Annotated in this window: 26 protein-coding genes and 1 pseudogene; 4 read left to right on the top strand and 23 right to left on the bottom strand. The window is 47.2% G+C overall.

What is annotated here, in order from left to right; translation table 11 throughout:
• The first annotated feature begins 99 nt into the window (after positions 1-99).
• Positions 100-3,795 carry a methionine synthase gene (metH, locus tag AKN87_RS02405; RefSeq protein WP_053102339.1) on the top strand — a complete coding sequence of 1,232 codons (3,696 nt, stop codon included), beginning with the start codon at positions 100-102 and terminating at the stop codon, positions 3,793-3,795.
• A 62-nt stretch (positions 3,796-3,857) separates the two neighbouring features.
• Here the strand turns inward: metH and AKN87_RS02400 are convergent, their stop codons facing one another.
• From AKN87_RS02400 to AKN87_RS02390, 4 genes and pseudogenes are all read right to left on the bottom strand, one after another.
• The gene (locus AKN87_RS02400; protein WP_053099490.1) at positions 3,858-4,127 is read right to left on the bottom strand and encodes a DUF2789 domain-containing protein; all 270 of its coding nucleotides are present in this window, start codon (positions 4,125-4,127) and stop codon (positions 3,858-3,860) included.
• Between the two features lie 215 nt (positions 4,128-4,342).
• Positions 4,343-4,660 (bottom strand): annotated as a pseudogene (gene tnpA, locus AKN87_RS12055) (IS200/IS605 family transposase); the annotation flags it as partial.
• A 184-nt stretch (positions 4,661-4,844) separates the two neighbouring features.
• Positions 4,845-5,936, bottom strand: a complete 1,092-nt coding sequence (locus AKN87_RS02395; RefSeq protein ID WP_053102338.1) for a YeeE/YedE family protein — start codon at positions 5,934-5,936, stop codon at positions 4,845-4,847.
• Positions 5,933-6,883 carry a sulfurtransferase gene (locus tag AKN87_RS02390; RefSeq protein ID WP_053102337.1) on the bottom strand — a complete coding sequence of 317 codons (951 nt, stop codon included), beginning with the start codon at positions 6,881-6,883 and terminating at the stop codon, positions 5,933-5,935. Before AKN87_RS02390 ends, AKN87_RS02395 begins: the two co-directional genes overlap by 4 nt.
• 226 nt (positions 6,884-7,109) lie before the next feature.
• Here AKN87_RS02390 and AKN87_RS02385 point away from each other — a divergent pair, with 226 nt between their 5' ends.
• Entirely contained in the window at positions 7,110-8,030 is a 921-nt protein-coding gene (locus AKN87_RS02385) for a universal stress protein (RefSeq protein ID WP_053099487.1), read from the top strand.
• Between the two features lie 78 nt (positions 8,031-8,108).
• Here AKN87_RS02385 and AKN87_RS02380 read toward each other — a convergent pair whose 3' ends face one another.
• Positions 8,109-8,570, bottom strand: coding sequence for an outer membrane lipoprotein (locus AKN87_RS02380; RefSeq protein ID WP_053102336.1), 462 nt, complete (start codon positions 8,568-8,570; stop codon positions 8,109-8,111).
• 74 nt (positions 8,571-8,644) lie between these two features.
• Here AKN87_RS02380 and AKN87_RS02375 point away from each other — a divergent pair, with 74 nt between their 5' ends.
• A complete protein-coding gene (locus AKN87_RS02375; RefSeq protein ID WP_053099485.1) occupies positions 8,645-8,905 on the top strand; it encodes a hypothetical protein in 261 nt (86 codons plus the stop codon).
• A 5-nt stretch (positions 8,906-8,910) separates the two neighbouring features.
• On the opposite strand, the gene pdxH is transcribed toward AKN87_RS02375, so the two are convergent.
• The 14 genes from pdxH to AKN87_RS02305 all read right to left on the bottom strand — a co-directional run bounded on the left by pdxH (position 8,911) and on the right by AKN87_RS02305 (position 19,916).
• Positions 8,911-9,540 (bottom strand): pyridoxamine 5'-phosphate oxidase, encoded by a 630-nt coding sequence (gene pdxH, locus AKN87_RS02370; RefSeq protein ID WP_053103605.1) that lies wholly within the window; start codon positions 9,538-9,540, stop codon positions 8,911-8,913.
• A gap of 34 nt (positions 9,541-9,574) precedes the next feature.
• On the bottom strand, positions 9,575-10,138 hold the full coding sequence (locus AKN87_RS02365) for an OmpA family protein (protein WP_158487761.1): 564 nt from the start codon (positions 10,136-10,138) through the stop codon (positions 9,575-9,577).
• Positions 10,139-10,337: 199 nt separating this feature from the next.
• Positions 10,338-11,297, bottom strand: a complete 960-nt coding sequence (locus AKN87_RS02360; protein WP_053099483.1) for a putative 2-dehydropantoate 2-reductase — start codon at positions 11,295-11,297, stop codon at positions 10,338-10,340.
• 19 nt (positions 11,298-11,316) lie between these two features.
• Positions 11,317-12,561, bottom strand: a complete 1,245-nt coding sequence (gene ccmI / locus AKN87_RS02355; protein WP_053102334.1) for a c-type cytochrome biogenesis protein CcmI — start codon at positions 12,559-12,561, stop codon at positions 11,317-11,319.
• Entirely contained in the window at positions 12,558-13,058 is a 501-nt protein-coding gene (locus tag AKN87_RS02350) for a cytochrome c-type biogenesis protein (protein WP_053102333.1), read from the bottom strand. The genes ccmI and AKN87_RS02350 overlap by 4 nt, the downstream gene beginning before the upstream one ends.
• Complete coding sequence (locus AKN87_RS02345) at positions 13,055-13,594, bottom strand: DsbE family thiol:disulfide interchange protein (protein ID WP_053102332.1); 540 nt, start codon at positions 13,592-13,594, stop codon at positions 13,055-13,057. Before AKN87_RS02345 ends, AKN87_RS02350 begins: the two co-directional genes overlap by 4 nt.
• The gene (locus AKN87_RS02340; protein ID WP_053102331.1) at positions 13,587-15,581 is read right to left on the bottom strand and encodes a heme lyase CcmF/NrfE family subunit; all 1,995 of its coding nucleotides are present in this window, start codon (positions 15,579-15,581) and stop codon (positions 13,587-13,589) included. The genes AKN87_RS02345 and AKN87_RS02340 overlap by 8 nt, the downstream gene beginning before the upstream one ends.
• Entirely contained in the window at positions 15,581-16,084 is a 504-nt protein-coding gene (ccmE, locus tag AKN87_RS02335; RefSeq protein ID WP_053102330.1) for a cytochrome c maturation protein CcmE, read from the bottom strand. The genes AKN87_RS02340 and ccmE overlap by 1 nt, the downstream gene beginning before the upstream one ends.
• Positions 16,081-16,257 carry a heme exporter protein CcmD gene (gene ccmD / locus AKN87_RS02330; protein WP_053102329.1) on the bottom strand — a complete coding sequence of 59 codons (177 nt, stop codon included), beginning with the start codon at positions 16,255-16,257 and terminating at the stop codon, positions 16,081-16,083. The genes ccmE and ccmD overlap by 4 nt, the downstream gene beginning before the upstream one ends.
• 2 nt (positions 16,258-16,259) lie before the next feature.
• Complete coding sequence (locus tag AKN87_RS02325; protein ID WP_053099476.1) at positions 16,260-17,009, bottom strand: heme ABC transporter permease; 750 nt, start codon at positions 17,007-17,009, stop codon at positions 16,260-16,262.
• A gap of 57 nt (positions 17,010-17,066) precedes the next feature.
• Positions 17,067-17,735, bottom strand: coding sequence for a heme exporter protein CcmB (ccmB, locus tag AKN87_RS02320; RefSeq protein WP_053102328.1), 669 nt, complete (start codon positions 17,733-17,735; stop codon positions 17,067-17,069).
• A complete protein-coding gene (gene ccmA / locus AKN87_RS02315) occupies positions 17,735-18,340 on the bottom strand; it encodes a cytochrome c biogenesis heme-transporting ATPase CcmA (protein ID WP_053099474.1) in 606 nt (201 codons plus the stop codon). The genes ccmB and ccmA overlap by 1 nt, the downstream gene beginning before the upstream one ends.
• Before the next feature lie 268 nt (positions 18,341-18,608).
• Positions 18,609-19,445: a mechanosensitive ion channel family protein gene (locus tag AKN87_RS02310; RefSeq protein WP_053102327.1), complete on the bottom strand. Its 837-nt coding sequence runs from the start codon at positions 19,443-19,445 to the stop codon at positions 18,609-18,611.
• 63 nt (positions 19,446-19,508) lie between these two features.
• On the bottom strand, positions 19,509-19,916 hold the full coding sequence (locus AKN87_RS02305; protein WP_080995479.1) for an MliC family protein: 408 nt from the start codon (positions 19,914-19,916) through the stop codon (positions 19,509-19,511).
• A gap of 143 nt (positions 19,917-20,059) precedes the next feature.
• On the opposite strand from AKN87_RS02305, the gene AKN87_RS02300 reads away from it, so the two are divergent.
• Positions 20,060-21,199, top strand: coding sequence for a cation diffusion facilitator family transporter (locus AKN87_RS02300; RefSeq protein WP_053102325.1), 1,140 nt, complete (start codon positions 20,060-20,062; stop codon positions 21,197-21,199).
• A 65-nt stretch (positions 21,200-21,264) separates the two neighbouring features.
• Here AKN87_RS02300 and asd read toward each other — a convergent pair whose 3' ends face one another.
• The 4 genes from asd to leuC form a co-directional block, all read right to left on the bottom strand.
• On the bottom strand, positions 21,265-22,377 hold the full coding sequence (gene asd, locus AKN87_RS02295) for an aspartate-semialdehyde dehydrogenase (protein ID WP_053099470.1): 1,113 nt from the start codon (positions 22,375-22,377) through the stop codon (positions 21,265-21,267).
• 68 nt (positions 22,378-22,445) lie between these two features.
• Complete coding sequence (gene leuB / locus AKN87_RS02290) at positions 22,446-23,528, bottom strand: 3-isopropylmalate dehydrogenase (RefSeq protein WP_053099469.1); 1,083 nt, start codon at positions 23,526-23,528, stop codon at positions 22,446-22,448.
• 54 nt (positions 23,529-23,582) lie between these two features.
• Positions 23,583-24,230, bottom strand: a complete 648-nt coding sequence (leuD, locus tag AKN87_RS02285) for a 3-isopropylmalate dehydratase small subunit (protein WP_053099468.1) — start codon at positions 24,228-24,230, stop codon at positions 23,583-23,585.
• A gap of 10 nt (positions 24,231-24,240) precedes the next feature.
• The gene (leuC, locus tag AKN87_RS02280; protein WP_053102324.1) at positions 24,241-25,665 is read right to left on the bottom strand and encodes a 3-isopropylmalate dehydratase large subunit; all 1,425 of its coding nucleotides are present in this window, start codon (positions 25,663-25,665) and stop codon (positions 24,241-24,243) included.
• Positions 25,666-25,837 lie beyond the last annotated feature (172 nt).

The following is a 25,837-nucleotide window of genomic DNA, read 5'->3' as shown; positions in this document are numbered from 1 at the left end:
TCATATAAATAAAACGAATAAGTGGTTCAAGGCGCTTTGGCATCGCTTTTGCTATGCTATGACCTTTTTGTTGATTTGTCTGTTTAGGAAGCCTTTATCATGTCCACTCCAAGCGATCGCCATCAGGCTCTATTGCATGCATTAACGCAACGCATTTTATTACTTGATGGCGCAATGGGCACCATGATTCAAAATGAGCAGCTTTCTGAAGAGCAATTTAGAGGTGAACGTTTTGCTGACTGGAGTCAGGATGTTAAGGGCAACAATGACCTGTTGATTCTAACTCAGCCGCAGTTAATTCAGAAAATTGAGCGGGCCTATCTTGATGCTGGCGCCGATATTATTGAAACCAATACCTTTAACTCAACGCGTATTTCTCAAGCCGATTATGGCATGCAAGCACTGGCCTATGAGCTAAACTTTGAGGGCGCCCGCATTGCCCGTGAAGTGGCCGATGGGAAAACCTTAGAAACCCCTGATAAGCCTCGTTTTGTTGCCGGAGTGCTTGGCCCTACCAGCCGTACCTGTTCATTGTCACCGGATGTCAACAACCCAGGCTACCGCAATGTCACCTTTGATATTTTGGTTGAGAACTACAGCGAAGCGACCCGCGGCTTAATCCAAGGCGGTGCCGACATCATCATGATTGAAACCATCTTTGATACACTCAACGCTAAAGCCGCCATCTTTGCCGTTGAAGGCGTATTTGAAGAGTTAGGCGTGACTTTACCGATCATGATTTCAGGCACCATTACTGACGCCTCAGGACGTACTTTATCAGGCCAAACTACCGAAGCTTTTTGGAACTCAATCCGCCACTGTAAACCTCTTTCAGTTGGCTTAAACTGCGCACTAGGCGCTAAAGAGTTACGTCCTTACCTTCAAGAACTATCAACCAAAGCTGACACCTTCGTTTCGGCACACCCTAATGCTGGCTTACCTAATGCCTTTGGTGAATACGATGAAACTCCAGAGCAAACTGCCGCACAAATTGAAGACTTTGCTGCTTCCGGCTTTTTAAATATTGTTGGTGGCTGCTGTGGTACGACGCCAGAGCATATTGCAGCGATAGCAAAAGTAGTGGCCAAGTATCCGCCCCGTAATATTCCGGATATTCCCAAAGCCTGTCGTTTATCAGGACTTGAGCCCTTTACTATTGACCGTAATTCTCTTTTTGTTAACGTCGGTGAGCGGACCAACATTACCGGTTCAGCGCGCTTTGCACGGTTAATTCGCGAAGAAAACTACACCGAAGCACTTGAAGTGGCCTTGCAACAGGTGGAAGCTGGCGCCCAAGTCATTGATATCAATATGGATGAAGGCATGCTTGACTCCAAGCAAGCCATGATAACCTTTTTAAACCTAATTGCCGGCGAACCCGATATTTCTCGCGTGCCGATCATGATTGACTCATCCAAATGGGAAATCATAGAAGCAGGTTTAAAATGTATTCAAGGTAAAGGCATTGTTAACTCCATTTCGATGAAAGAAGGTGAACAAGCTTTTATTGAGCATGCCAAACTTTGCCGGCGTTACGGTGCAGCCATTGTGGTCATGGCCTTTGATGAGCAAGGTCAAGCAGATACTGCTGAGCGTAAAATTGAAATCTGCGCCCGCTCTTACGATGTATTGGTCAATAAAGCAGGTTTTCCTGCTGAAGACATTATTTTTGATGCCAATATTTTTGCCGTCGCCACAGGAATTGAAGAGCACAACAATTATGCCCAAGACTTCATAAATGCCTGTGCTTGGATCCGCGATAACCTGCCCCATGCATTAACCTCTGGCGGCGTCTCGAACGTGTCGTTTTCGTTCCGTGGGAACAACCCGGTGCGCGAAGCGATTCACTCTGTGTTTTTATATTATGCCATTCAAAATGGTCTCAATATGGGCATTGTAAATGCCGGCCAGCTAGAGATTTATGACCAAATTCCTTTAGCCTTACGGAATAAAGTTGAAGACGTCATTCTCAACCGTAGCCCCCATGCCACCGAAGCACTGCTGGAAATTGCCGAAGAGTACCGCGGTGATGGCAGCAAAAAAGAAGTCGAAAACGAAGAGTGGCGCTCACTGCCAGTCGATAAGCGCTTAGAGCATGCATTGGTTAAAGGTATTACCACCTATATTGTGGAAGACACTGAAGAGTGCCGCCAAGGCATGAACCGTCCAATTGAAGTCATCGAAGGTCCGCTCATGTCAGGAATGAACGTGGTGGGCGACTTATTTGGTAGCGGCAAAATGTTCTTACCACAGGTGGTGAAATCAGCGCGAGTCATGAAACAAGCGGTTGCTCACCTAATTCCTTTTATTGAAGCTGAAAAAGGCGATACACCTGAAGCTAAAGGTAAAATCCTGATGGCCACGGTTAAAGGCGATGTACACGATATTGGTAAGAATATTGTTGGCGTAGTCTTGGGTTGTAACGGCTACGATATTGTTGACTTAGGCGTTATGGTACCGGCAGATAAAATTCTGAAAACCGCAATTGAAGAAAAGTGCGACATTATTGGCTTATCCGGATTAATCACCCCTTCTTTGGATGAAATGGTGCATGTGGCTAAAGAAATGCAGCGCCAAGATTTTCATCTACCGCTATTAATTGGTGGTGCTACCACTTCTAAAGCGCATACGGCAGTCAAAATTGATCCTCACTATACCAATGACGCCGTAGTCTATGTCACCGATGCTTCACGCGCGGTAGGGGTAGCTACTAGCCTGTTATCTAAAGAGTTAAAGCCTGCTTATGTACAGGGTATTCGTGAGGAATACGCCAAGGTGCGTGAAAGAACCGCTAATCGCGGTGCTAAAACAGACTATTTAACCTATCAGCAAGCCATTGATAATCGCCTGCAACTTGATTGGAGTAATTATCAAGCGCCTGCGCCTACATTTACTGGCACCAAACTGTTAAATAACATTGATTTAAATGTGCTGCGTGAGTACATCGACTGGACTCCGTTCTTTATTTCTTGGAACTTAGTGGGTAAATACCCCCGCATTTTCCAAGATGAAGTGGTCGGCGAGGCGGCTCAGTCATTATTTAATGACGCCCAGATATTACTCGACAAACTAATCAACGAGCAGCTAATTCAAGCTCAAGCGCTATTTGGCTTTTGGCCCGCCAACCAAGTGGATTACGATGATTTAGAAGTGTATGACGCGGAGGGAAACGTACTTTCGCGCCTGCATCACTTACGCCAGCAGTCAATTATCCGTGATCAAGGGCCAAATCGCTGTTTGGCGGATTATGTAGCGCCTAAAGCAAGTGGTATTAGCGATTATATTGGTGGCTTTATTGTCACCGCCGGTATCGGTGTGGATGAGCTATGTAAGCAATATCAAGCCCAAGGCGATGACTATAATGCCATCATGGTCCAGGCCTTAGCCGACCGCTTAGCGGAAGCCTGTGCTGAATGGCTGCATCAACAAGTACGCACCCAGTATTGGGCCTACGCACCTGACGAAACGTTAGATAATGAAGCGCTGATTCGGGAGAAATATACTGGAATTCGTCCAGCGCCAGGTTACCCCGCCTGCCCTGATCACACTGAAAAAGGTCCTTTATTTAAATTACTAGACCCAGAAGGTAACTGCGCTGTTTGGCTGACTGAGCACTATGCGATGTTCCCCACAGCGGCTGTCAGTGGCTGGTACTTTGCTCACCCAGAAGCCAAGTATTTTGCGGTAGGAAAAATAGAAAAAGACCAGGTGGAACATTATGCTGCACGTAAGCAACAAAACCTTGAACAAACCGAACGCTGGTTAATGCCTAACCTAGCCTATGATCCTGAATAAGCAACCACTAAAAAGTCCCAGCGGCAATAACCGCTGGGACTTTGATAAACAGGCTTGAACAATCAGAAAATACTCAGTCCCTCTAAAAAGCCCATATCACCTTTGTGCAATGCTTCATTCAGTTGATCTACCACCAGCGCCCACTCACTATCTTCTTCTAATAGCTCTTTAAGAAGCTGACGCTGGGCTTCTGACCAATACGGCGCCTCTGTAAGTTTAACTTCTGCGGGCAGTTGATGGGTTGCTATAAAGTTTTTAATCCCCTCAGGCGAGTCCTCAAGCCCTAGCTGGGAAAAAAGCGTGGTCATGCGCGGCTCAGTCACTGTATTCATGCTTAGTGCTCCTTACTGGGTATAACAAACTAGTTGAACTTAAGACATAACATTTCATAAAGAGTTTGCTTTCACCTACAACACAAGTGTTTTTACTCATACTGTCTCGCACAAATTTTTTACTAGAGAGCTAATTGACCCGGTGTGCGGCAAGCCCCGCCGCTCAGGATGGGGAAAGATAGCGCGGACGGTGTAGCCGTCCTTGTCTTCGGTTTTCAGAGTGGCATCTGCTGCTCAATGTACTGGCACACGATGGAGATCGGCGCCCCGTCACAGCTTGATGCGAAGCAGGACAGCGACTACAGCACGCCTTTCTCTAGATGCCTGGCCGCTCTTTACGCAGCAAGCGGCTGGATACACCTTTCAGGCTGTTCACGAGGTTGGAGATAGCCATCTGTTGGCGGATACTCCACTAACAGGTGAACATGGTCGTCCTCACCATTTATCTCGATCAGTTGCGCCTCGAAATCGGCACTGCTCTTAATGAAGAGAGGACGCAGCCCGCTATCGAACACTCTACGGCGATACTTCGCTGGACGTGCATCTTAAAAAGTAGCGCAGTGCCCTCCAGAAGGCGCCTGCCCAGAACCTATAGCAATAATGGGTGCCTCTAAGCGCAAATTGACAGGCGGACTCTGCAGCCAGTCCCAACTCAAAAAGCCAAGCAAAGCAATCCAAAAAACAGCCACACGAAGTGATCCTTGAATGTTCATAGTATTAGTATCCGAAATATCGGCGTATACGTACGCCAAATAAGGAACCGATAAAGGCCATCGCAACCCAAATCCAGCCATGCAAACTGCCAGTTGAAATACCGCTGACCATGGCCCCCACATTACAGCCAAAGGCTAACCGCGAACTGTAGCCCAATAGAAAACCGGCAATAATCCCGACCATCCACTGCTTAGCAGTTAAGCGCTGAGATGCTTGACCCGACCTACGAGAAAAGACCCATAACGCTCCTGCTAAAATACCTAGGTTAGTAATTGAGGTCAGGTCTAAAAAGATTGACTGCTCTAACGCTGCCGCATTCACCGGCTGACTCCAAAAAGTATTGAGCGTTGGATCAAATAATTGAGTGGCTTGGGCTATTTTCGCTGCCCATAAGCCAAATCCATAGACTACCCCCCATGGCTGACCAGCAATCAGCAAATTTAAAACGGCCAATAAAGCAATAACCACCGCCCCAACTAATAAAGTTTTATTAAATAACTGTCGTGTGGGCCCTGCAGTTTTCGACCAGGCCCAGGCAGCTAATCCCAGCACCAATAACCCTATATAGGTCACCAGCAGTGCCTTACTGGCACCCAACTCTGTGACTAAGCCAACCGGCTGTAGATGACCCAGCTCTAGCCACCAGCCCAAGTGTGCGGAGCCTAAAAAGCTGCCCAAGGCAAAGACAGGTAAAATAGCCATATTAAGAGGAATACCTAACCCTGCTTTATACAAAGTGCCTGAGCCGCAACCATCGGCAATTTGCATCGCCGCCCCAAAAACCAAAGCCCCAATCAACAAGCTGATACTTGGTGGGCCTAAGGCTGCACTAAGCTCGGTGGGAAACTTAGCCAATAAAGGGATGGATATACCTGCGGCAATGGCCAGTAAAACTAGTTGCGCTAAAACGCCACTAGCATCGCGCTGCTCAATCAGGTTGCGCCAACCCGTGGTGAAGCCAAAGCGAGCACCAGCCAATGCTAAGCCTAAACCTATACCCACAATAAACAACAAGCTTTGCCTAATCGATACGAACCAAAACAAGAACCCTGTAAACAGGGTAAATAACACGATCAATAACGCACGATTTTTCATAATGCCTCTACCAACTGCTTAAACTTACTGTGTATTTGCTCTAACCGTGTAGGGGTATTTTCCATCGGTAATGCTTGCTGACTTTGTGTCCATTCAGCCAATGAAGCAGGATACAAACGTACCTGTGTTAAGCCGCCAATCTCTGAAAGTACAAACCAGTTGGTAGCTGCCCAGTGCCCTGTATTACAAAATGACACGGTTTCTTGAGCGGCCATTAATCCACTGTGCTGAATCAGCTGCTTAATTTCGCTCGGGCTTTTTAAGCGGTTATCTTTACCACTAAACCACTGACTAAACTCAAGGCTCTGAGCACTAGCAATAGTGCCTGGCACGCTGGCGGTAGGCGCTTTGACTGTGCCTTGATAAAACAACCGCGGCCGCGCATCAAGCAGTTGTATCAACGCAGAAGGTTGTTGCACTTTTTGCAGTAATTCGGGCTGTAAAATCACGAGCTCTGGGCGCAATTGAATAGCTGTGGTGGATGGCTGAGGCTGAACTGGTTTCTGATCCAATGGATAGCCCTGCTTTTGCCAATAGGCTAAGCCCCCATTTACAATACTGAGCTGCTCAAAGCCCATGTATTTTAAGGTCCAATACACACGCGCTGCCGCACCAAAATCAGTTTCATCACTGCCTGAAGAATAGATCACAATGGGCTGCTCAACTAGTCCCAGTTGTTGAGCTAGGCCTTGTAACTGGGTTTGCGTTAATAGCTGCCCAGGATTATTAGCTGGCCCGCGCCACAAAGCATAGGGTGCAGATACAGCGCCCTGCACATGACCTTGCTGATACTCATCCTTAGTCCGAATATCCAGCACCGTCAGCGGTTGCTTGCTGGCAACGTAAGCTGCTAACTGCTCCGGTTCAATTAGTGGCGTTAATCCTTCAGCCGCAACTAAACGGCAAAATAACAAAAGCGTAATAATAAACAGCTGTACTGGGTACATAAGGGCCACCCGACTACCTAAGTTTTTCCGAAATTCAACAAGGGCGCGATAGTGGCATAGATTCCAAGGATGATTTAATAACTAATTGTTATATGGTTATTTAATCTATTGACCTTACGCTGTAGCGGTGTAACCTCGTTCGCATGACGCTTATCAACACCCCCTGGTAGATTTCAGGATTTACTGAACCTATTATTTATGTTTAGCAATACCTAAGGAGTTAGGAATGGAATTAAAGCAGTTACTCGTTGTTTTGGATCCCACCCATGAAGACAAGCAGCCTTCTTTAGAGCGCGCTGCTTGGGTTGCTGAACGCTCAGGGGCCGCGCTAGAGCTGATTGTTTGTGAGCACAACCCTGCTTTAGAAGGTGGTTTTTTCTTTGATGGCCCAGCCCAAGAAAAGGCACGTAACTCTTTGCTAGCCAACCGAAAAAAATGGCTAGAAAAGCTGGCTGAACCACTAAAAGAAAAAGGCCTTACCGTAAATTGTGAGTCGCGCTGGGGCAAGCCGCTATCTAAAATGGTCATTCAGCGGGTAAAAGAGCTACAGCCAGATATTGTTTTTCGTGATGCCACCACCCATAGTTTATTGGAACGCTTATTTTTAAATAACACCAGCTGGCAGCTAATTCGCCACTGCCCAGTGCCTTTATGGCTATCTCGTGACTCTGAATGGCGCGGCAAGAAACTTTGTGCAGCGGTAGACCCAGGGCATTTAAACGATACGAAAAATGAACTGGATCACCACTTAATTCAAGTGGCTCAATATTTTGAGCAAACCCTTAAGTTGGAAGCCAATTATCTGCATACCTATGCCCCCTTCCCTAAATCCTTAATTTTTGATGCTACTCTGGCCGCTACCTATGATCAGCAAGTGAGCGCCGGTATTAGCCAACATAAACAACGCTTTGCCGAGCTCTTTAGTAATTACAACGTCGCTGACGAGCGCAAACATCTGATTGAAGGCTTTGCTGAAAATGCAATTCCAGAGTTTGTAGAGCAAGAAGAGGTTGATTTGCTGGTGATGGGCGCGATTGCCCGTGGCAGCCTAGAAACTGCGCTGATTGGCCATACTGCTGAACGAGTACTTGAAGAAGCCAACTGTGATCTATTAATTATGCGCCATCCAAATCAGCGCTTTGCTTAGTATTTAAGTAATAAAAGCAACAAAAAGCCCCGCCAGTTATTTAAACTGGCGGGGCTTTTTAACGATACAGCATTACTGTCAGTGCGTCACACGACTTTGACCATTAACCGTAACGATGCGCACACGCTCACCGACACGGAAAATTTCATTCTTTTGTACTGCTTGAACATAAGCGCGAGTAGAGCCGTCATCTTCACGTACGGTAATTTCAACACCTTGGGTGCGTGTTAGGCCTTCCTCAGCAGCAGCACCGGCTAAACCACCAGCGACCGCACCGATCACAGCAGCCACAGCGCTACCACGTCCACCACCTACACCACTTCCAGCGATTCCACCAATAACAGTACCGGCACCTGCACCAACAGGGGTTTTAGTTCCTTCAATTTTAACTGGACGTAAAGAAACAATAGAGCCCATACGTACTGTTTGTACCTGACGTGCATCGGCACGGGAATAACTATCACCCGTTAAGCTTGAAGCACAACCGGTCAATAAAGAAATTGCTGTTAATGAAGCGGCAAGCACAATAGACTTACGCATATTTTTTACTCCTAAATTTTGCTTGGCCTATTAGACCACGCGGAATCAAATAAGTTGCTCACAACGAGGAAATTATGGATTACTTTATTATCGCTATTGCTACTTTATCAGGCTTGTACTTTCACTGGTGGCTGTATGTGCGCATTAAGCGCTGGTCTAACCGTGACCTAGCGCTCTCCTTTGTCGACCATGAGCACCCTCAGCAGCAGCTAAAGCGTGACTACATGCTGAAACAATTAGAGTTAGCACAGCAACAAAAAGTTGCTCATAAACAGCTGCCTAAGTGGCTAGAACAAGCGGCCCAAGACTTTGATCAGGAGCAAAGCAACGGCTAAAGTGCTTAAGGGGCTAGGCGTTCTCGACGCCAACTGCCCTGTGCTTCACGCACAAAATTTAACCGGTCATGCAGCCTGCAAGTTCTTCCCTGCCAAAACTCAATGCGCTGCGGCTCAAGACAAAAACCGCCCCAGTGCGCGGGTCGAGTTGGTTCACTGTCAGCAAAACGCTGCTCTACTTGCTGCATGGCTTGCTCTAACACCTCACGACTAGCAATCGGCTGACTCTGCTCAGAAGCCCAAGCGCCCAAACGGCTACCTAACGGACGCTGAGCATAGTAAGCATCAGATACAGCAGGCTCCACCTGTTTTACCTGACCCTCAATACGTACCTGGCGCTCTAAGGTTGGCCAGAAAAAAGTCATGGCTGCCTTAGGCTGAACACTAAGCTGCTGCCCTTTAGCACTGTCGTAATTAGTAAAGAAGATAAAGCCTTCAGCGGTCACTCCTTTAAGCAATAGCACCCGACAGTGCGGCTGACCACTGGCATCAACACTCGCCAGCATCATAGCGTTAGGCTCAATCGGTGCTTGCTCAGTAGCAACCGCCTGATTAAACCATTGCTCAAATAAGACAAAAGGATCCATTGGCGCCGAGTGTTCAAGTAATCCATCGCGCAGATAATTACGGCGCATAGCAGCTACGTGTTCAATAGACACAGATTAGGCCTTATTTATTCGCCGCAAGTACACCATAAGGTGCGCTACGATACTGAGCTAATGTATTAGTTAAGGTGCCTTTGGGGGTAATAATTAACTCTACCCGGCGGTTGAGCGCACGTTGCGCAGCGGTTGCTTGTCCTGCACGCGGCTTATCTTCGCCCATGCCTAGTAACAATAAACGGTCATGACGGATGCCGCCTAAGTTAAAAATCGCCGCGACGGCTTTAGCACGATCTTGGCTTAGCTGAGCATTTAATGCAGTATTTCCACTGATATCTGAGTGACCTAAAATAATTACCCCAGTTTTAGCATCACTTTCAAGCAGCTTAGTGACTTTAGTGATAGGCCCCAACATCGCGGGCATTAACATTTTTGGACGATCTTTATTAAACGCCTGATCGACTGGCAGGGTTACCATAAAGCTGCGCGCGTTACGGGTTAACTCTAACGGTGTGCCGGCAATGGCTTGGGTAAGCTTAGGCTCATACTCAGCCATCCATGCGGCATATTCTTCAGCCGTCAATTCAGTTTTCATTTTAACTAAAGGTTTTGGCTCTTCTTTTTTCTGCATAAAGCTGCAGGCGGATAGCAAAGCTAAAGAGGCAACGCATAAAACTTTATGTAAGCGCATAGTCTTCCCAAAAAATCGTCAAAGGGGTGAACAAAATGAATAGCTACTAGCCTACTCTTCCCAATATTTTTTAAAAGGGCTTGCGAATAAAATATATTCCCTAAGTAAGCCAGCGACTTACTTAGGTAGATAGTTTAACTTATAGTTCGGCAATTGGTTGATTTACTTTAAAGGCTAAACTCTGTAGCAGCATTTCCACTTTAGGCATTGAGCAGCCTGCCTCCTTAGCGGCTGCTAAAGGGGCGGCATAAATTCCTTTTAATTCCAGTGGCCGCTGGTGGGTAAAGTCATGGTACATGCTCGGATGATAGTCCGGCATTTTGTCCGTGGCTTTCAGCATGGTTTGTACAAAGTTGTCGGGCAACTGATGACCACAAGCCGTCGCCGCATCAATGGTTTCTTGCATCAAATCAGCAATTAAAGCGCGGGCATCAGGATTGTTCATCATTTCGCCGGTAGTGGCGTCTAATAACACGGATAAACCATTGTAAGGAATGTTCCATACCAGTTTCTGCCAGCGCGCTTGCTCAATATTGGCCATGGCTTTGGAGTCCAAACCAGCGTTACGGAACAGGCTAGCGCCCTCTTCGGTGATCGCAAGCGCTTGCTCTGCAGTAGCTGGACCACTGTGATAGCCTAGATTCACTCCGCCATAGGCCTGGTGATAAATAATTCCAGGCGCACCGCGGTGCACACAAATAAAGCATAAGCCGCCCAATAAGTGCAGTTTATCTGACAGCAAAGGCCGCAGCTCGTCTTCTACACCAAAGCCATTTTGCATTAGCACCACTTTAGCATTATCCGCTGCAGCTGCCTCAATCAAAGGCACTAAGCTTGGATTACTAGTGGTTTTAGCACCTACTAATAACCAATCACACTTAGGCATTTGGCTGGCATCATTCCAAGCATTGGCTTGCGCTTGATGTATTTCGCCATAGACATCACTTTGAATCATTAAGCCATTTTGCTTAACTGCTGGGTATTCGCTGCGTAACAGATAATGCACTTCATAACCGGCCTTAGCCAGCATGACTCCATAAAACCCACCAATAGCACCAGTGCCAATAATTCCGACTTTAATTGCTTGCTGAGCAGTCATTGCCTCTTCCTTCTACGCTTTATGGTTCAATCGCCTGATCAATCACTAATTGCACGGGAGCAGTTACTGGCAGTTCTTCAGGCTGTGGCAAACTCTCCCACTCACCCTCTGTTGGATTGCCTTGCTTTGAAATGCGAGCCTGCAGAGCGATCTTCGGAAAACTAGAGAGTTTCATGTTATCTAGCATCGCATCGGCATCGGATAACTCTAAGGTCACCGGCAAATCAGCTACGGTTAGTCGCTTAACCGCTAACGGCATTGGCGGACCTTGCTGAGCTCGGGCAAATACAAAAACACTGTCGTCAGCTGCGAGGGTACCTTGCAACTTACTGCCTAAACTCACCTGTACGGTTACTTTTGACTCAGGGTTGACGGCCTGTACTGCTTGATTGGCACTATCCGCTTTAAATTCCGGGGTCGGACCACGTGGCGTACTGCCTTGTTGATCAAGTGCCTGTCTGGCTTGTTTAATACCCATCATAATGGGCTCAACTGAAGGGTCTTCAGTGTTTAAGCTCGCCACTAAACGGGACCATGCATTAATTGAGGTCTGAAAGTCGCCTGACTCAAAGGCTGCAATCCCAATTAATCCCAGTACTGTAGGTTCATCAGGATTATCTTGCAGTACTTCATTAACGGCTGCTTGCAAGTCGTCATTCCAGCGTTTGCCATTAGCGAAATACTCTGCTTGTGCCCACTGCGACAGTAGCTCTGGCTGGCGGCCAGCTAACTCAATTGCTGCATTAAAGGTGCGGGCAGCTTCACGGGGCTGCTCAGCATTCATATAAGTGCGGCCTAGCATAAAGAGTGCATCTAAGGATTTAGGCTGTACTGCCACTACTTTTTGTAAGCGCTCAATGACTTCAGCCATACTTTCTGGCGGCTCCGCCATATCCATCGCCAGCTTCACATTGTCATAGGCACCCCAGTGCTGATACAGGCCAAAGCCTGCTATAGGAATCAGTAAAGCAGCAATTAATGGCAGTGCCTTACCAAAACCACCAATACTTTTTGGGGTACCGGTTTCTGTGTCTTGCAGTAAGACGCGGGCAGCCTCAGCTTTCCCCTGAGCTAGCTGTTCCGCGGATAACGCTCCGGCGGTAAACTGGCTATCTAACTCATCTAAACTTTCTTGGTACAACGCCACGTTCAATGCGGTGCGATCTTCTTCTGCTTGATATTTGCGAACCCGCAACACTGGCAGCAAAAATATCAGTAGCGCAATAAGCAGCATGCTCAATGCCGCCAGATAAAAACCTATCATGATTCACTCTTATTTTGAGATTGTTGACGCAGCAAAGCCTCGAGTTGTTGTTGCTCTTGGCTATTTAGATGAGCGGCATTGGCTTGGGCTTGTTTAATGCTGGCACGCTTACGGCGGTATAAAATTACGCCAAGAATCACAAATCCTGCGCCTAGTAAAGCCGCTGGGCCATACCATAGCAGCAATGTGCTGTTGGTAACCGGTGGCCGATAGCGCACAAACTCACCGAAGCGATCGACCAAAAACTCTTCAATTTCTTGATTGGTTTTACCCTCTTGCAGCATTTGATAAATCTCCGCCCGCATGTCGAGAGCGATCGGTGACTCTGAGTCGGCAATATTTTGATTCTGACACTTAGGGCAGCGCAGCTCTTCAGTTAGGGTTCGAAAACGCTCATTTTGCTGTTTATCCGCAAACTCAAACGTATCAATTGCCGCCCAGCTACTGCTAACCAGAAGCGAGGTGCCAAAAATTAAGGCTTTTATTCGCTTACTCATTCGTCTAGCAACTCCTGATAAATCGGGGCTAAGCGTTCACGCCAAACCTCCTTGGTAACTACCCCTACCAGTTTGTAACGAACCTTCCCTGCCTTATCAACAATAAAGGTTTCAGGCGCACCATACACGCCTAAGTCAAAACCTAAGGTACCTTTAGGGTCAAAAATATTCAGCTGATAAGGGTTATGGAAGTCACGCAGCCACTTTTGTGCAGAGGCGTTATCATCTTTGTAGTTCACGCCATGGATTACCACGCCTTGTTTAGCTAAGTCATTCAGCACCGGATGCTCATCTTTACAAGCAGCGCACCAGGTTGCCCAAACATTCACTAAAGCCGGTTTACCTAGCATGCTTTTTTCAGTAATTAGCACTTGGCTATTATCCACCTGCTGCAACTCAAATGCAGGAAACTGCTTATCAATTAAGGCTGAAGGCAGCTCTGATGGATCATTATGGATCCCAAAGATAGCTACCCAAGCAAAGGCCGCCACGCCTAATAAAATTGCGACTACTGCCGCTATACGGCCTTTAGACATTGGCTGTTTCTCCTGTTGCTAAAGCCTCACGCACTTTACGTTTAACTTTAACTCGATAGCGTCGATCAGCAGCAGCAAGTAAGCCACCAAAACCCGTTAAAAAACCACCTAGCCAAATCCAACGTACAAAAGGCTTAATATGAACACGAACAGCCCAAGCTCCATTATCTAATGGCTCACCTAAAGCTACGTAGAGGTCACGGGTAAAACCAGGATCAATACCTGCCTCAGTCATTGGCATTTGCTGCACAATGTATAAGCGTTTTTCTGGGTGTAGTTTGGCAATTTGCTTATTGTCTTTAAACACCCGAATCGTGCCCTTATCGGAAATATAGTTAGGGCCTTCAAAGTGCTTAGCACCATCAAATACAAACTCATAGCCGCCCATACTCAGCTTATCGCCGATTTCCATTTTTAGGTCACGCTCAGAGCTAAACTGAGTAGAGAGCACTGCACCAATGGCACAAACGGCTAAGCCAATATGTGCTAAGTGCATTCCCCAGTAGCTGCGAGTCAGCTTACGCATGCCACTCCAAAGGCCACGATGACGGGTTTTATCCAGCACATCTCGCACTACAGCAAAGGCAATCCAAAAGCTTAAGAAGTAAACCGCTACCACCGCCCAATTAAAGTCTGCGGTGAAATAGCCTAAACCTAGAGCCGCTATGCCGCTGAGCAATAAAACTGGTAGCAGCATTTTGCTAATCCATTTCACTGGAGTGTCTTTCCAACGCAACAGTACCCCAACACTCAGTGCCAGCATCAAGATGCCCATTAATGGCACAAAGAGCGCATTAAAGTACGGCGGACCTACGGATAGTTTGGCGCCAGTTAGAGAATCTAAAACTAAAGGATACAAAGTACCCATTAACACCATAGTGGTTGCAACCACTAAAATGATGTTGTTAATTAGCAGCAGGGTTTCCCGTGACCATAAACCAAAGCCGATATGGCTTTTAACAACGGGGGCACGTAAGGCAAATAGCGTTAAAGATGCCCCTACCACCACTAATAAGAAAACTAAAATAAAGACACCGCGCTCAGGGTCAGCAGCAAATGCATGCACCGAAGTTAATACGCCCGAACGGACTAAAAAGGTTCCCAGTAAGCTCAAGGAGAACGCGGCAATCGCCAGTAATACTGTCCAACTCTTAAACACGCCGCGTTTTTCGGTAACTGCCAAAGAGTGAATTAAGGCTGTGCCTACTAGCCAAGGCATAAAGGACGCATTCTCTACTGGATCCCAGAACCACCAGCCGCCCCAACCCAGTTCGTAGTAAGCCCACCAAGAGCCTAATGCAATCCCTATGCCTAAAAACGCCCATGCAATTAGGGTCCAAGGCCGTGACCAGCGTGCCCAAGCCGCATCGAGTTTACCGCCAAGCAATGCTGCTATGGCAAAGGCGTAAGCGACTGAGAAACCCACATACCCCATATACAACATAGGCGGATGTACAATTAAGCCAAAGTCCTGCAGTAAGGGGTTAAGATCACGCCCATCCATTGGCATTAAAGGCAATAAGCGCTCAAAAGGGTTAGAGGTCACGATCAAAAACAGTAAAAAACCGACACTGATCATGCCCATAATGGATAGCACGCGGGCCAGCATTTCTTCTGGCAACTGCTTGGAGAAGATCGCAACGGCAAAAGTCCAGCCAGCTAAAATCAATGCCCATAACAGCAATGATCCCTCATGGGCTCCCCACACCGCACTAACCTTGTAGTACCAAGGTAACAAGCTATTGGAGTTACTGGCCGCATAGGACACACTAAAATCATCTACTACGAAGGCCCAAGTTAAACAGGCAAAAGCCGCTAACAAAAATGCAAACTGCCCCCAAGCTGCCGGTTGCGCCAAACTCATCCAGTGATGATCACCGCGCCACGCGCCAATAATCGGAAAAATTGACTGCACCACGGCAAAGCACAACGCTAAAATTAGCGCTAAGTGGCCCAGTTCAGGAATAAACAGCATAAAGCTATTCATTAGTTTTTATCCTTAGCGGTCGCTTGATCGCCATTTTCATAATGCTTGAGAACGCCGGCCTCTTCTAAGGCTTTAGTCACCTCTGGCGGCATGTAGTTTTCATCATGTTTAGCTAAGACTTCATCAGCTAACAATACCCGAGCATGATTCAGCTTACCTTGCGCGACAATTCCTTGCCCTTCGCGGAACAAGTCAGGCAAGAAGCCAGTAAATTGCACCGTTACATCATGCTGACCATCGGTGATCACAAACTGACGAGTGACGATGGTTTTGTCGTCACTTTGTGACTCTTGCTCATTTAAAATCTTAACCGAGCCGTCTTTGACCAAGCCGCCGGCACGAATCCGCATTTCTTCCGGCGCCTCACCTTGGGCGATCTGGGTTGGGCTGTAGAACAGGTTAATATTTTCTTTCAAGGCGAGTAATCCAATCCCTACGGTCGCGCTGACGCCTAATAAGATAGCTAAGACGATGATTAAACGTTTTTTACGAACTGGATTCACAGTGACTGCTCCCGACGCAACTGACGCGCTGCTTGTTTCAGATAACGCCGACGTGCTAACAACGGCAACATAACATTTAGACCTAGCACCGCAAGGGCTACGGCATAGGCCGACCAAACATAGATGCCATGCTGACCCATGGCCAAAAAATCACTCAAGGACGCAAAATACATAACTAGCGCTCCAGCTGTTGCTTCACAATGTCACCGACCCAACGGGCTCGGTGCTCGCGTTTTAATATTTCTAAGCGCATTCGCACAAATAACACCGCAGTAAAAAAGCAATAAAACCCCAACACCATTAACAATAAAGGCATCCACATATCGAAGGGCATCGCCGGTTTTTCGGTTACGGTAAAGGTGGCAGGCTGATGCAAGGTGTTCCACCATTCTACCGAGTACTTAATTATGGGAATATTAACCACTCCGACAATGGATAGAATCGCGCACGCTTTAGCCGCACTTTCGCGGTTAGTAATCGCATGACTTAAGGCGATCACTCCAAAATATAAAAACAATAAAATCAGCATCGCCGTCAAACGCGCATCCCATACCCACCATGCACCCCAGGTTGGCTTACCCCACACCGCACCAGTAAAGAGTGCAATAAACGTCATCCACGCCCCAATAGGTGCTGCTTGCTGCAAAGCAACATCGGCAACCTTCATTTTCCAGACCAAGCTGACCAGACCGGCAATGGCTAAGGTCACATAAATTGACTGGGCTAGAAATGCCGCAGGAACATGGATATAAATAATCCGAAAGCTGTTACCTTGCTGATAATCCTCAGGGGCAAACGCGAGTCCCCACACCATCCCTACAGCTAATAAAATAATGGATGCAATGACTAGCCAAGGTAACCAATTACCACTTTTTTCATAGAACCACTTAGGTGAACCCCATTTATGAAACCATGCCCAATTCATTGATTTATTATACCTTCTTCATTCAGTGGGAGCTTAATCATCACGTTTGTTAGCCGGCTATTCTGCCACACTAATACTTAACCCTGCAGCTATCGCAAAAGGAGTTAAGGTAATACTTAATACGGTTAAACAGGCCATCCACAGCAGATAACCAGTGGTGGGCAAGCCTTGCAGTGCGGCTTGTAAAGTACCACTGCCTAAAATCAGCACCGGAATATAAAGCGGTAAAATCAATAACGCCAAGAGCAATCCACCCCGTTTTAGACCAACGGTTAGTGCAGCGCCCACTGCTCCTAGCAAGCTAAGCACTGGGGTGCCGAGCAATAACGACAGTAATAAGTCAGGAATGCAAGCTGCAGGCAGTCCTAGCATCAAGGCTAAAACAGGCGCTAATAAGACCAAGGCTAACCCTGAAAATAGCCAGTGCGCAGCCACCTTGGCCAAACACAGCAAAGGTAAAAAACGCTCGGAAACTACCCATTGCTCTAGGGAGCCATCTTCAAAGTCTGCGCGAAACAAACCATCTAGGGACAACAGCACAGCTAACAGTGCCGCTACCCAGATCAAACCAGGCGATAGTGTCTGCAATAACCCGACCTCTGGCCCAACCGCTAATGGAAACAGCGCAACTACAATAGCAAAAAAAATCAGCGGGTTAATCAAGTCAGAAACTCGACGAAATAGTAAGCGCGCTTCTCGTTGAAATAATAAGAAAAATAATGACATCAACGCCCTGCCTTACTTAGATCTACTTCAGCAAACTGTTGGGGTTTATGCTGTAAGTCATGGTGCGTAGTTAAGATCACAGCACCTCCTTGCTCACAATGCGCAGCTAAATGCTGTTCAAGCTGAGCCACTGCGGCTTTATCTAGTGCTGTAAAGGGCTCATCCAATACCCACAGTGCGGCAGCTGGCAAATACAAACGAGCTAAAGCCACACGCCGCTGCTGCCCCGCTGATAAGGTGTGGCAAGGCACATCCTCAAAACCGCGCAGGCCAACGGCAGTTAGTGCTTGCTGAATTTGCACCGCACTGGCCTTAACACCGGTTAATGCTGACAACCAACTTAGGTTCTCTTCCGCACTCAATAAACCGTTAATCCCTGGTGCATGGCCAATCCATAAAATTCCAGAGCTTTGCCGCTGAATGTGACCCGAGCTGGGCTGACGCATGCCGGTCACTAAACGCAATAGACTTGATTTACCACTGCCATTCGGTCCAACCACTTGCAGCATATCGCCCCCCTGCACGGTAAAGCTCAGCTGCTGAAACAGCAAACGACCGTCGCGCTCACAACTAAGGTTTTCGGCAGAGAATAAAAGATGGCTCACAGCAAGCTCACACTAACCCAATCAGAAGACATGTAATAAAGGTATAACCGCGCGGATTATAGCAGCCTTATGTAAGCACGGCGGAATCTTCTTCAACAGTTTGTTACAGCTTGATTCCTATCATTTTTCTGACTTTATGCGACCAAGGGATTACTCACAAAAAGTGTGGAAGGGTCTGTGAATAACTTAAAAAAATACGCTGCAGCCACTGTCAGCACTCAGTTGCCGAGCAGTGGCTATTTTTTAATCAGGCCGTCATATTGCTCTGCTAGTCCGCCTGCTTGGCCAGATGCACGGTGCGTTGTGGGAATGGGAAATTAATTCCCTCCGCATCAAAGCGCTCTTTTGCTTGCTCTTGTAGCTCAAAGAATACACCCCAATAATCGGCACTTTTCACCCACATCCGCAACGAGATATTAACCGAGTTATCACCCAGCGAGGTCAGATACACCACAGGCTTTGGCTCTTGCAGTACGCGCTCATCGGCATTTGCAATCGCCAATAAGATTGCGCGGGCTTGCTGTAAATCGTCGCCATAATCAATTCCTAAATTAAGATCAACTCGGCGGGTCGGCTTGCGGGAAAAGTTCACGATACTGCCGTTAGATAATGCGCCATTGGGCAAAATTACGGTTTTATTATCTCCGGTTTTTAACACCGTATGAAAAATCATAATACTTTCAACCGTTCCACCAGTGCCTTGGGCCTCAATGTAATCGCCAGCCCGAAACGGTCGTAAAAACAAAATCAACACGCCACCTGCAAAGTTTGACAGACTGCCCTGCAATGCCATACCAACGGCCAAACCAGCTGCACCGAGCAAAGCAATAAAGGACGTTGTTTGGATACCGAGCATGCCAGCCACGCTAATCAACAGCATGATGCGCAGTAGCGCACTGACCAGCGAGCTAATAAAGCCACTGAGCATCGGATCAGCGTGGCGCTGCTGAGTGAAGCGCTCAATGGCATTAACCACTCGATTAATCAGCCACCAGCCTACCACTAAGGTGATTAGGGCAAATAACACATGACTGCCATATTCAAGCAGCCATGGCCACCAGTTTTGTTTCGCTTGCTCTGTCCATTGCTGGATACTGCTACCCATGAAAACCTCTTGTTTATTAAGTGATAAATCTGCGAACAATGTCTCGCCTAGGATAATTTTGCGTTACCTAAGCAGCTCTTTACAATCTTTTAATAGCCCTTGCTCTTCTTTTGGGGCTTTTTTATTGGAGCTAATCCAGGATAAAACCCCCAACTCACCTTTAGTGTGCCAGCTATAGCGTAACTCTTGATTAATTGAGAGATAGCGCGCACCTGAACCGCTACTGGTAATTTGCATGGGTATTTGTCTCCCTTCTACCTGCAGCACAGCAAAGGCTCCACCCGACTGGGTATTGATATAACTCACTGGCAATACTAAGCCCCGCTCACACTGATAGATTTTTTGTACCATCGCGTCACCCTGCGCGGCCTGAGCTGAATTGCTCGTGGCTTGGCTGGCTGCTCCCAGTAGCGGCAGACCACCGATGACCATTACTAGTGCCCGTATTTTTGTGCTGAGTGTTTGTCTCATAAATCACCCGCCTTACGCTTGATTAAATTAGCAATGATTATTAGATGCAAACCCATCTAAAAGTTCTGGCAAAGCCTTACTAGACAAAGCTTTGCAGACTGCGTACCGTGCCTACAATTCTCTGCTAGCAATGTGGGTAAGACATGAACAAAGAACTCATTCAGGCGCGGCAAAAAGCTATGCGCAATACCAGCTTAGTGGGTGCCTTAGTTAACGCTACGCTAACCTTTGGCAAAATTATTTTTGGTTTTATTGGTCACTCCCATGCGCTATTAGCCGATGGTTTGCACTCACTGGCCGATCTTAGTACTGACTTAATGGTGTGGTTTGCGGCCAAATACAGCAACCAGCCAGCAGATCAAGAGCACCCTTACGGGCATGGCCGAATTGAAACCGCCTTTACTGTACTCTTGGGTGTGGTCTTGATGGTGACTGCAGCTGGCATTATGTGGGATGCCGGTAAGCGTTTACTTGAGCCTGAAACACTACTGATTCCTACCCAAATTGTGCTGTGGGTAGCCGCACTGTCGATTGCCGCTAATGAATGGCTGTATCACTACACCATGCGCGCCGCTAAGCAAACCAAATCCAGCCTGCTAGCAGCGAATGCCTGGCACCACCGCTCAGATGCTATTTCTTCGATTGTCGTGTTTATCGGTGTGGGTGGCAGTTTATTAGGTTTCCCTTATTTAGATGCCTTTGCCGCCCTAGCAGTGGCTGTGATGATTGTTAAAATCGGCTGGGATCAAACCTGGAGTGCGATTCGCGAACTGATTGATACCGGATTAGAACCACAAAAAATCAAAGCCATTAAACGAGTCATTAAGCAAGTTGAGGGTGTGAAAAGCATGCATATGCTACGCTCTCGGCGTATGGCTGGTACTTCCTTAATTGATGTGCATATTGAAGTAGACTCGCATCTCAGTGTATCTGAAGGCCACCATATTGGTGACTATGTGAGAATGCGTCTAATGGAAGAGCACGAAAGCATTGGCGATGTGATGATTCATATTGATCCTGAAGATGATGCGCTTTCTGACTTGTGTGCTGACCTACCGCTACGCCACCATGTGCTTGAGCAGCTGGCGATTAGCTGGCAAGGAGTCATTGCGCCTGCCGTACTAGGCAGAGCAACTTTGCATTATTTAAGCGGACAGATCGAAGTTGATTTATTACTTCCCTTGCCTGAAGTCATTGAGCCGCAACTGGCCGAACAATTACGGCAAAAAGCCCCCACTGCACTTAAGCTACGTACTGTACGCATTAGCTATCAAGCACACTAAAAGTGCACAATGCGATCCACACAAAAAAGCCCATCAATCGATGGGCTTTTTAATTACTTACTCACTTAGCGCTCGAGTAAAATCCGCAGCATACGGCGCAATGGCTCTGCCGCGCCCCATAGCAATTGGTCACCAACAGTAAAGGCACCAACAAATTGCGAGCCCATATTCAACTTACGTAAACGTCCCACAGGGATATTCATGGTGCCTGTAATAGCCGCTGGCGTCAGCTCTTTCATGGTTGCTTCACGCTGATTAGGAATTAGCTTAACCCATGGATTGTGTTGACTAATAAGATCTTCTAGATCACTAATTGGCACATCTTTGTTTAGTTTGATCGTCAGCGCTTGGCTGTGAGAGCGCATCGCTCCTACACGTACGCAGAGGCCATCCACTGGAATTGGATTTTTAAAACGGCCTAAAATTTTGTTAGTTTCAGCCTGAGCTTTCCACTCTTCACGGCTTTGGCCATTAGGTAACTCAGAGTCAATCCATGGAATCAGGCTGCCCGCTAACGGCACGCCAAAATGATCAGTAGGAAAGGCTTCACTACGCTGCATCTGGGCTACTTTACGATCGATTTCTAAAATAGCCGAAGCGGGATCATCTAGCTCAGTAGCAACTGATTGCTGAATCGTTCCCATCTGCTTGATCAGCTCGCGCATGTTTTGCGCACCAGCACCACTGGCTGCCTGATAGGTCATGGCACTCATCCACTCGACCAAGCCTGCCTCAAATAAACCACCTAACCCCATGAGCATTAAGCTCACGGTGCAGTTGCCGCCAATAAATTCTTTTTGCCCAGCATCAATCGCTTTATCAATGCCACGACGGTTAACTGGATCTAAAACAATCACAGCGTTATCGTCCATACGTAAAGTAGACGCCGCATCAATCCAGTAACCCTTCCAACCCGCTTCGCGCAGCTTGGGGAAAACTTCAGAGGTGTAGTCGCCACCTTGACAGGTCAAAATGATATCTAATCCTTTTAACTCATCAAGATCGTAAGCATCTTTTAAGGTTGGCACATCGCGCCCAACACTCGGCGCTTCACCCCCTACGTTTGAGGTAGTGAAAAATACCGGTTCAATTAAATCGAAGTCTCGCTCTTCTTGCATACGCTGCATTAAGACCGACCCAACCATTCCACGCCAACCAATCAGACCTACACGTTTCATCTGTAACTACACCTTATAAATAAGTTGCCCCAGCCAATCAACGATTAGCTAGGGCAAAGAGAAGCACGTTATAGCTTTGCGAGTGCTGCAACCACTGCATCACCCATAGCGCTTGTACTTACTTTTTCCATTCCTTGCGACCAGATATCTCCAGTACGCAAGCCTTGATCTAAGACGTCACTGACCGCCTGCTCAATAGCATCTGCTGCAGCTACCTGATTAAAGGTATAACGCAACATCATCGATACCGACAAAATGGTTGCCAGCGGGTTTGCTAAGCCTTGACCTGCAATGTCCGGTGCTGAACCGTGACAAGGTTCATACATACCTTTGTTATTTGCATCCAAGGAGGCTGAGGGCAACATACCAATCGAGCCAGTCAGCATTGAAGCTTCGTCCGAGAGAATATCACCAAACATGTTATCTGTAACTATGACATCAAACTGTTTTGGCGCACGCACCAATTGCATGGCGGCGTTATCTACGTACATGTGGCTTAACTCTACCTCCGGGTAGTCTTTTGCCACCTCTTCAACCACTTCACGCCACAAACGGCTGGACTCTAAAACGTTTGCTTTATCTACTGAGCACAGCTTTTTGTTGCGTAACTGTGCCATCTCAAAGCCTACTTTAGCAATACGACGAATTTCACTTTCGCTATAGGGTAGCGTATCAAAGGCTTTGCGTTCGCCATTCTCTAAAGTTACTGTGTCGCGCGGGCTACCGAAATAGATCCCACCGGTTAGTTCACGCACGATTAAAATATCTAAGCCTGATACTACTTCTGGCTTTAAGGTAGAGGCTTCGGCTAGCTGTGGATACAGCAGCGCTGGGCGCAAGTTTGCGAACAGTTTTAATTCAGAGCGAATTTTCAACAAGCCACGCTCAGGACGAATCGCACGATCTAAGGTGTCCCACTTAGGCCCGCCCACAGCACCTAACAGCACAGCATCGGCTTGACGGGCACGAGCCAAGGTTTCATCAGCTAAAGGGACACCGTGCTGATCAATGGCTGCGCCACCAATCACATCCTGTTGCAGGGTTAAACCCAAACTGTATTTTTGATTAGCCAGTTCTAATACTTTAACCGCTTCAGCGGTAATTTCAGGACCAATCCCATCACCTGGAAACACTAATACTGTTTTGCTCATTTGCTTTCTCTTCTTACTGGAGCTGACGCTAAGCGCCAGCTCGATCAAATTAATTTACTTAATTGCGCCAAATAACCAAGGCTGCGCCGCTTGGTGCTTAGCTTCAAAATCTTTAATCGCTGCTTCGTCTTGTAAGGTTAAACCAATATCATCCAAACCATTGAGCAAGCAGTGCTTACGGAATGCATCCACCTCAAAACTGTAGCTGACGCCATCAGGACGGGTGACCGTTTGCGCCTCAAGGTCTACCGTTAACTGATAGCCTGGCTCAGCAAACACTTGTTCAAACAACGCATCCACTTCTGCTTGTTCTAATACAATCGGCAGCAAGCCATTTTTAAAACTGTTGTTATAAAAAATATCCGCAAAGCTCGGTGCAATCACACAGCGAAAACCATATTCATCTAACGCCCAAGGCGCATGTTCACGACTAGAACCGCAGCCAAAGTTTTCTTGCGCCAATAACACACTCGCCCCTTGGTAACGCGCTTGGTTCAGTACAAAGTCTTGGTTTATCGGACGTTGACTATTGTCTTGCCCCGGATAGCCTTCATCTAAATAGCGCCACTCGTCAAACAAGTTCGGGCCAAAACCGGTACGCTTAATCGATTTTAAGAATTGCTTAGGAATAATTTGGTCAGTGTCTACGTTGGCGCGATCCAAAGGAGCCACTAATCCCGTATGTTGAGTAAAAGCTTTCATGGAACTCTCCTTAATTTAATAATTCACGCACGTCAACAAAATGACCTTGAACTGCGGCCGCTGCAGCCATCGCTGGACTGACTAAATGGGTGCGTCCGCCATTGCCTTGGCGTCCTTCAAAGTTACGGTTAGAGGTCGAGGCACAGTGCTCACCACTGCCTAATTTATCAGGGTTCATCGCTAAGCACATAGAGCAACCAGGCTCACGCCACTCAAAGCCTGCCTCAATAAAAATTTTATCTAAACCTTCGGCTTCGGCTTGCTGCTTAACTAGTCCAGAACCTGGTACTACCATGGCCTGAAGCACGTTAGCTGCTACTTTGCGCCCTTTAGCTGCCTCAGCTGCAGCCCGCAAGTCTTCAATCCGTGAGTTGGTGCAAGAACCAATAAATACCCGGTCAACTTTGATGTCGGTAATCGCTTGATTGGCTCTCAGCCCCATATAATTTAAGGCTCGCTGAATCGAGTCACGCTTCACCGGATCGGCTTCTTGAGCGGGATCAGGTACATTAGCATCCACTGGCAAGACCATCTCTGGCGAGGTGCCCCAGCTCACTTGTGGTTTAATGTCTTCAGCACGCAGTTCAACGACTTTGTCAAATTGAGCATCTGCATCTGAAACTAACCCTTGCCAAACGGTAACCGCTTGCTCCCAATCCTGCCCCTTAGGTGAGTACGGACGACCTTTCACATAATCAATAGTTTTCTCGTCGACAGCGACTAAACCAACACGTGCACCGGCTTCAATCGACATGTTACAAATGGTCATCCGACCTTCCATCGATAAATCACGGATCGCACTACCGGCAAACTCAATGGCATAACCGGTACCCCCTGCGGTACCAATTTTACCAATGATCGCCAACACGACGTCTTTGGCAGTCACCCCTGCTCCTAACTGGCCTTCAACCCGTACTTGCATATTTTTCATTTTTTTGGCCACTAAACACTGAGTAGCCAACACATGCTCAACTTCTGAAGTACCAATGCCATGAGCTAAGGCACCAAAAGCACCATGAGTAGAGGTATGGGAGTCACCGCAAACCACGGTCATTCCTGGCAAGGTGGCACCCTGCTCTGGCCCAATTACGTGAACAATCCCTTGACGGATATCATTCATCTTAAACTCAACAATGCCAAACTCATCGCAGTTAGCATCTAATGTTTGTACCTGAATACGTGAGGTTTCATCAGCAATGGCTGCAATTCCACCCTCACGCTCTTTTTTCGTGGTTGGTACGTTGTGATCAGGAGTAGCAATGTTGGCATCAATACGCCATGGCTGACGTCCTGCAAGACGTAACCCCTCAAATGCCTGGGGTGATGTCACTTCATGCAGAATATGACGATCAATGTAAATTAACGAAGAACCGTCATCACGACGCTTTACTTCGTGCATATCCCATAACTTGTCATACAGTGTCTTGCCGGTCATTGGCTTACCCTCATCATTTATCTTAGCTGCGGTATAATTTTCTAGGCTGTATCGCCCCGCACTGAATGTGCTTATAGCTTTATCCTAGAAACTTTGCTCAAATAACTCAAATTTTATTTTTTCATCGATTGCATTCCATTTTGGAATACATTTCAGACTAGGACTTCACGGG

It is taken from the genome of Thiopseudomonas alkaliphila (assembly GCF_001267175.1).
Taxonomy (GTDB): Bacteria; Pseudomonadota; Gammaproteobacteria; order Pseudomonadales; family Pseudomonadaceae; genus Oblitimonas; species Oblitimonas alkaliphila.
Note: the sequence above shows the minus strand (reverse complement) of the source record. Positions and strands in the feature narration are given on the sequence as shown.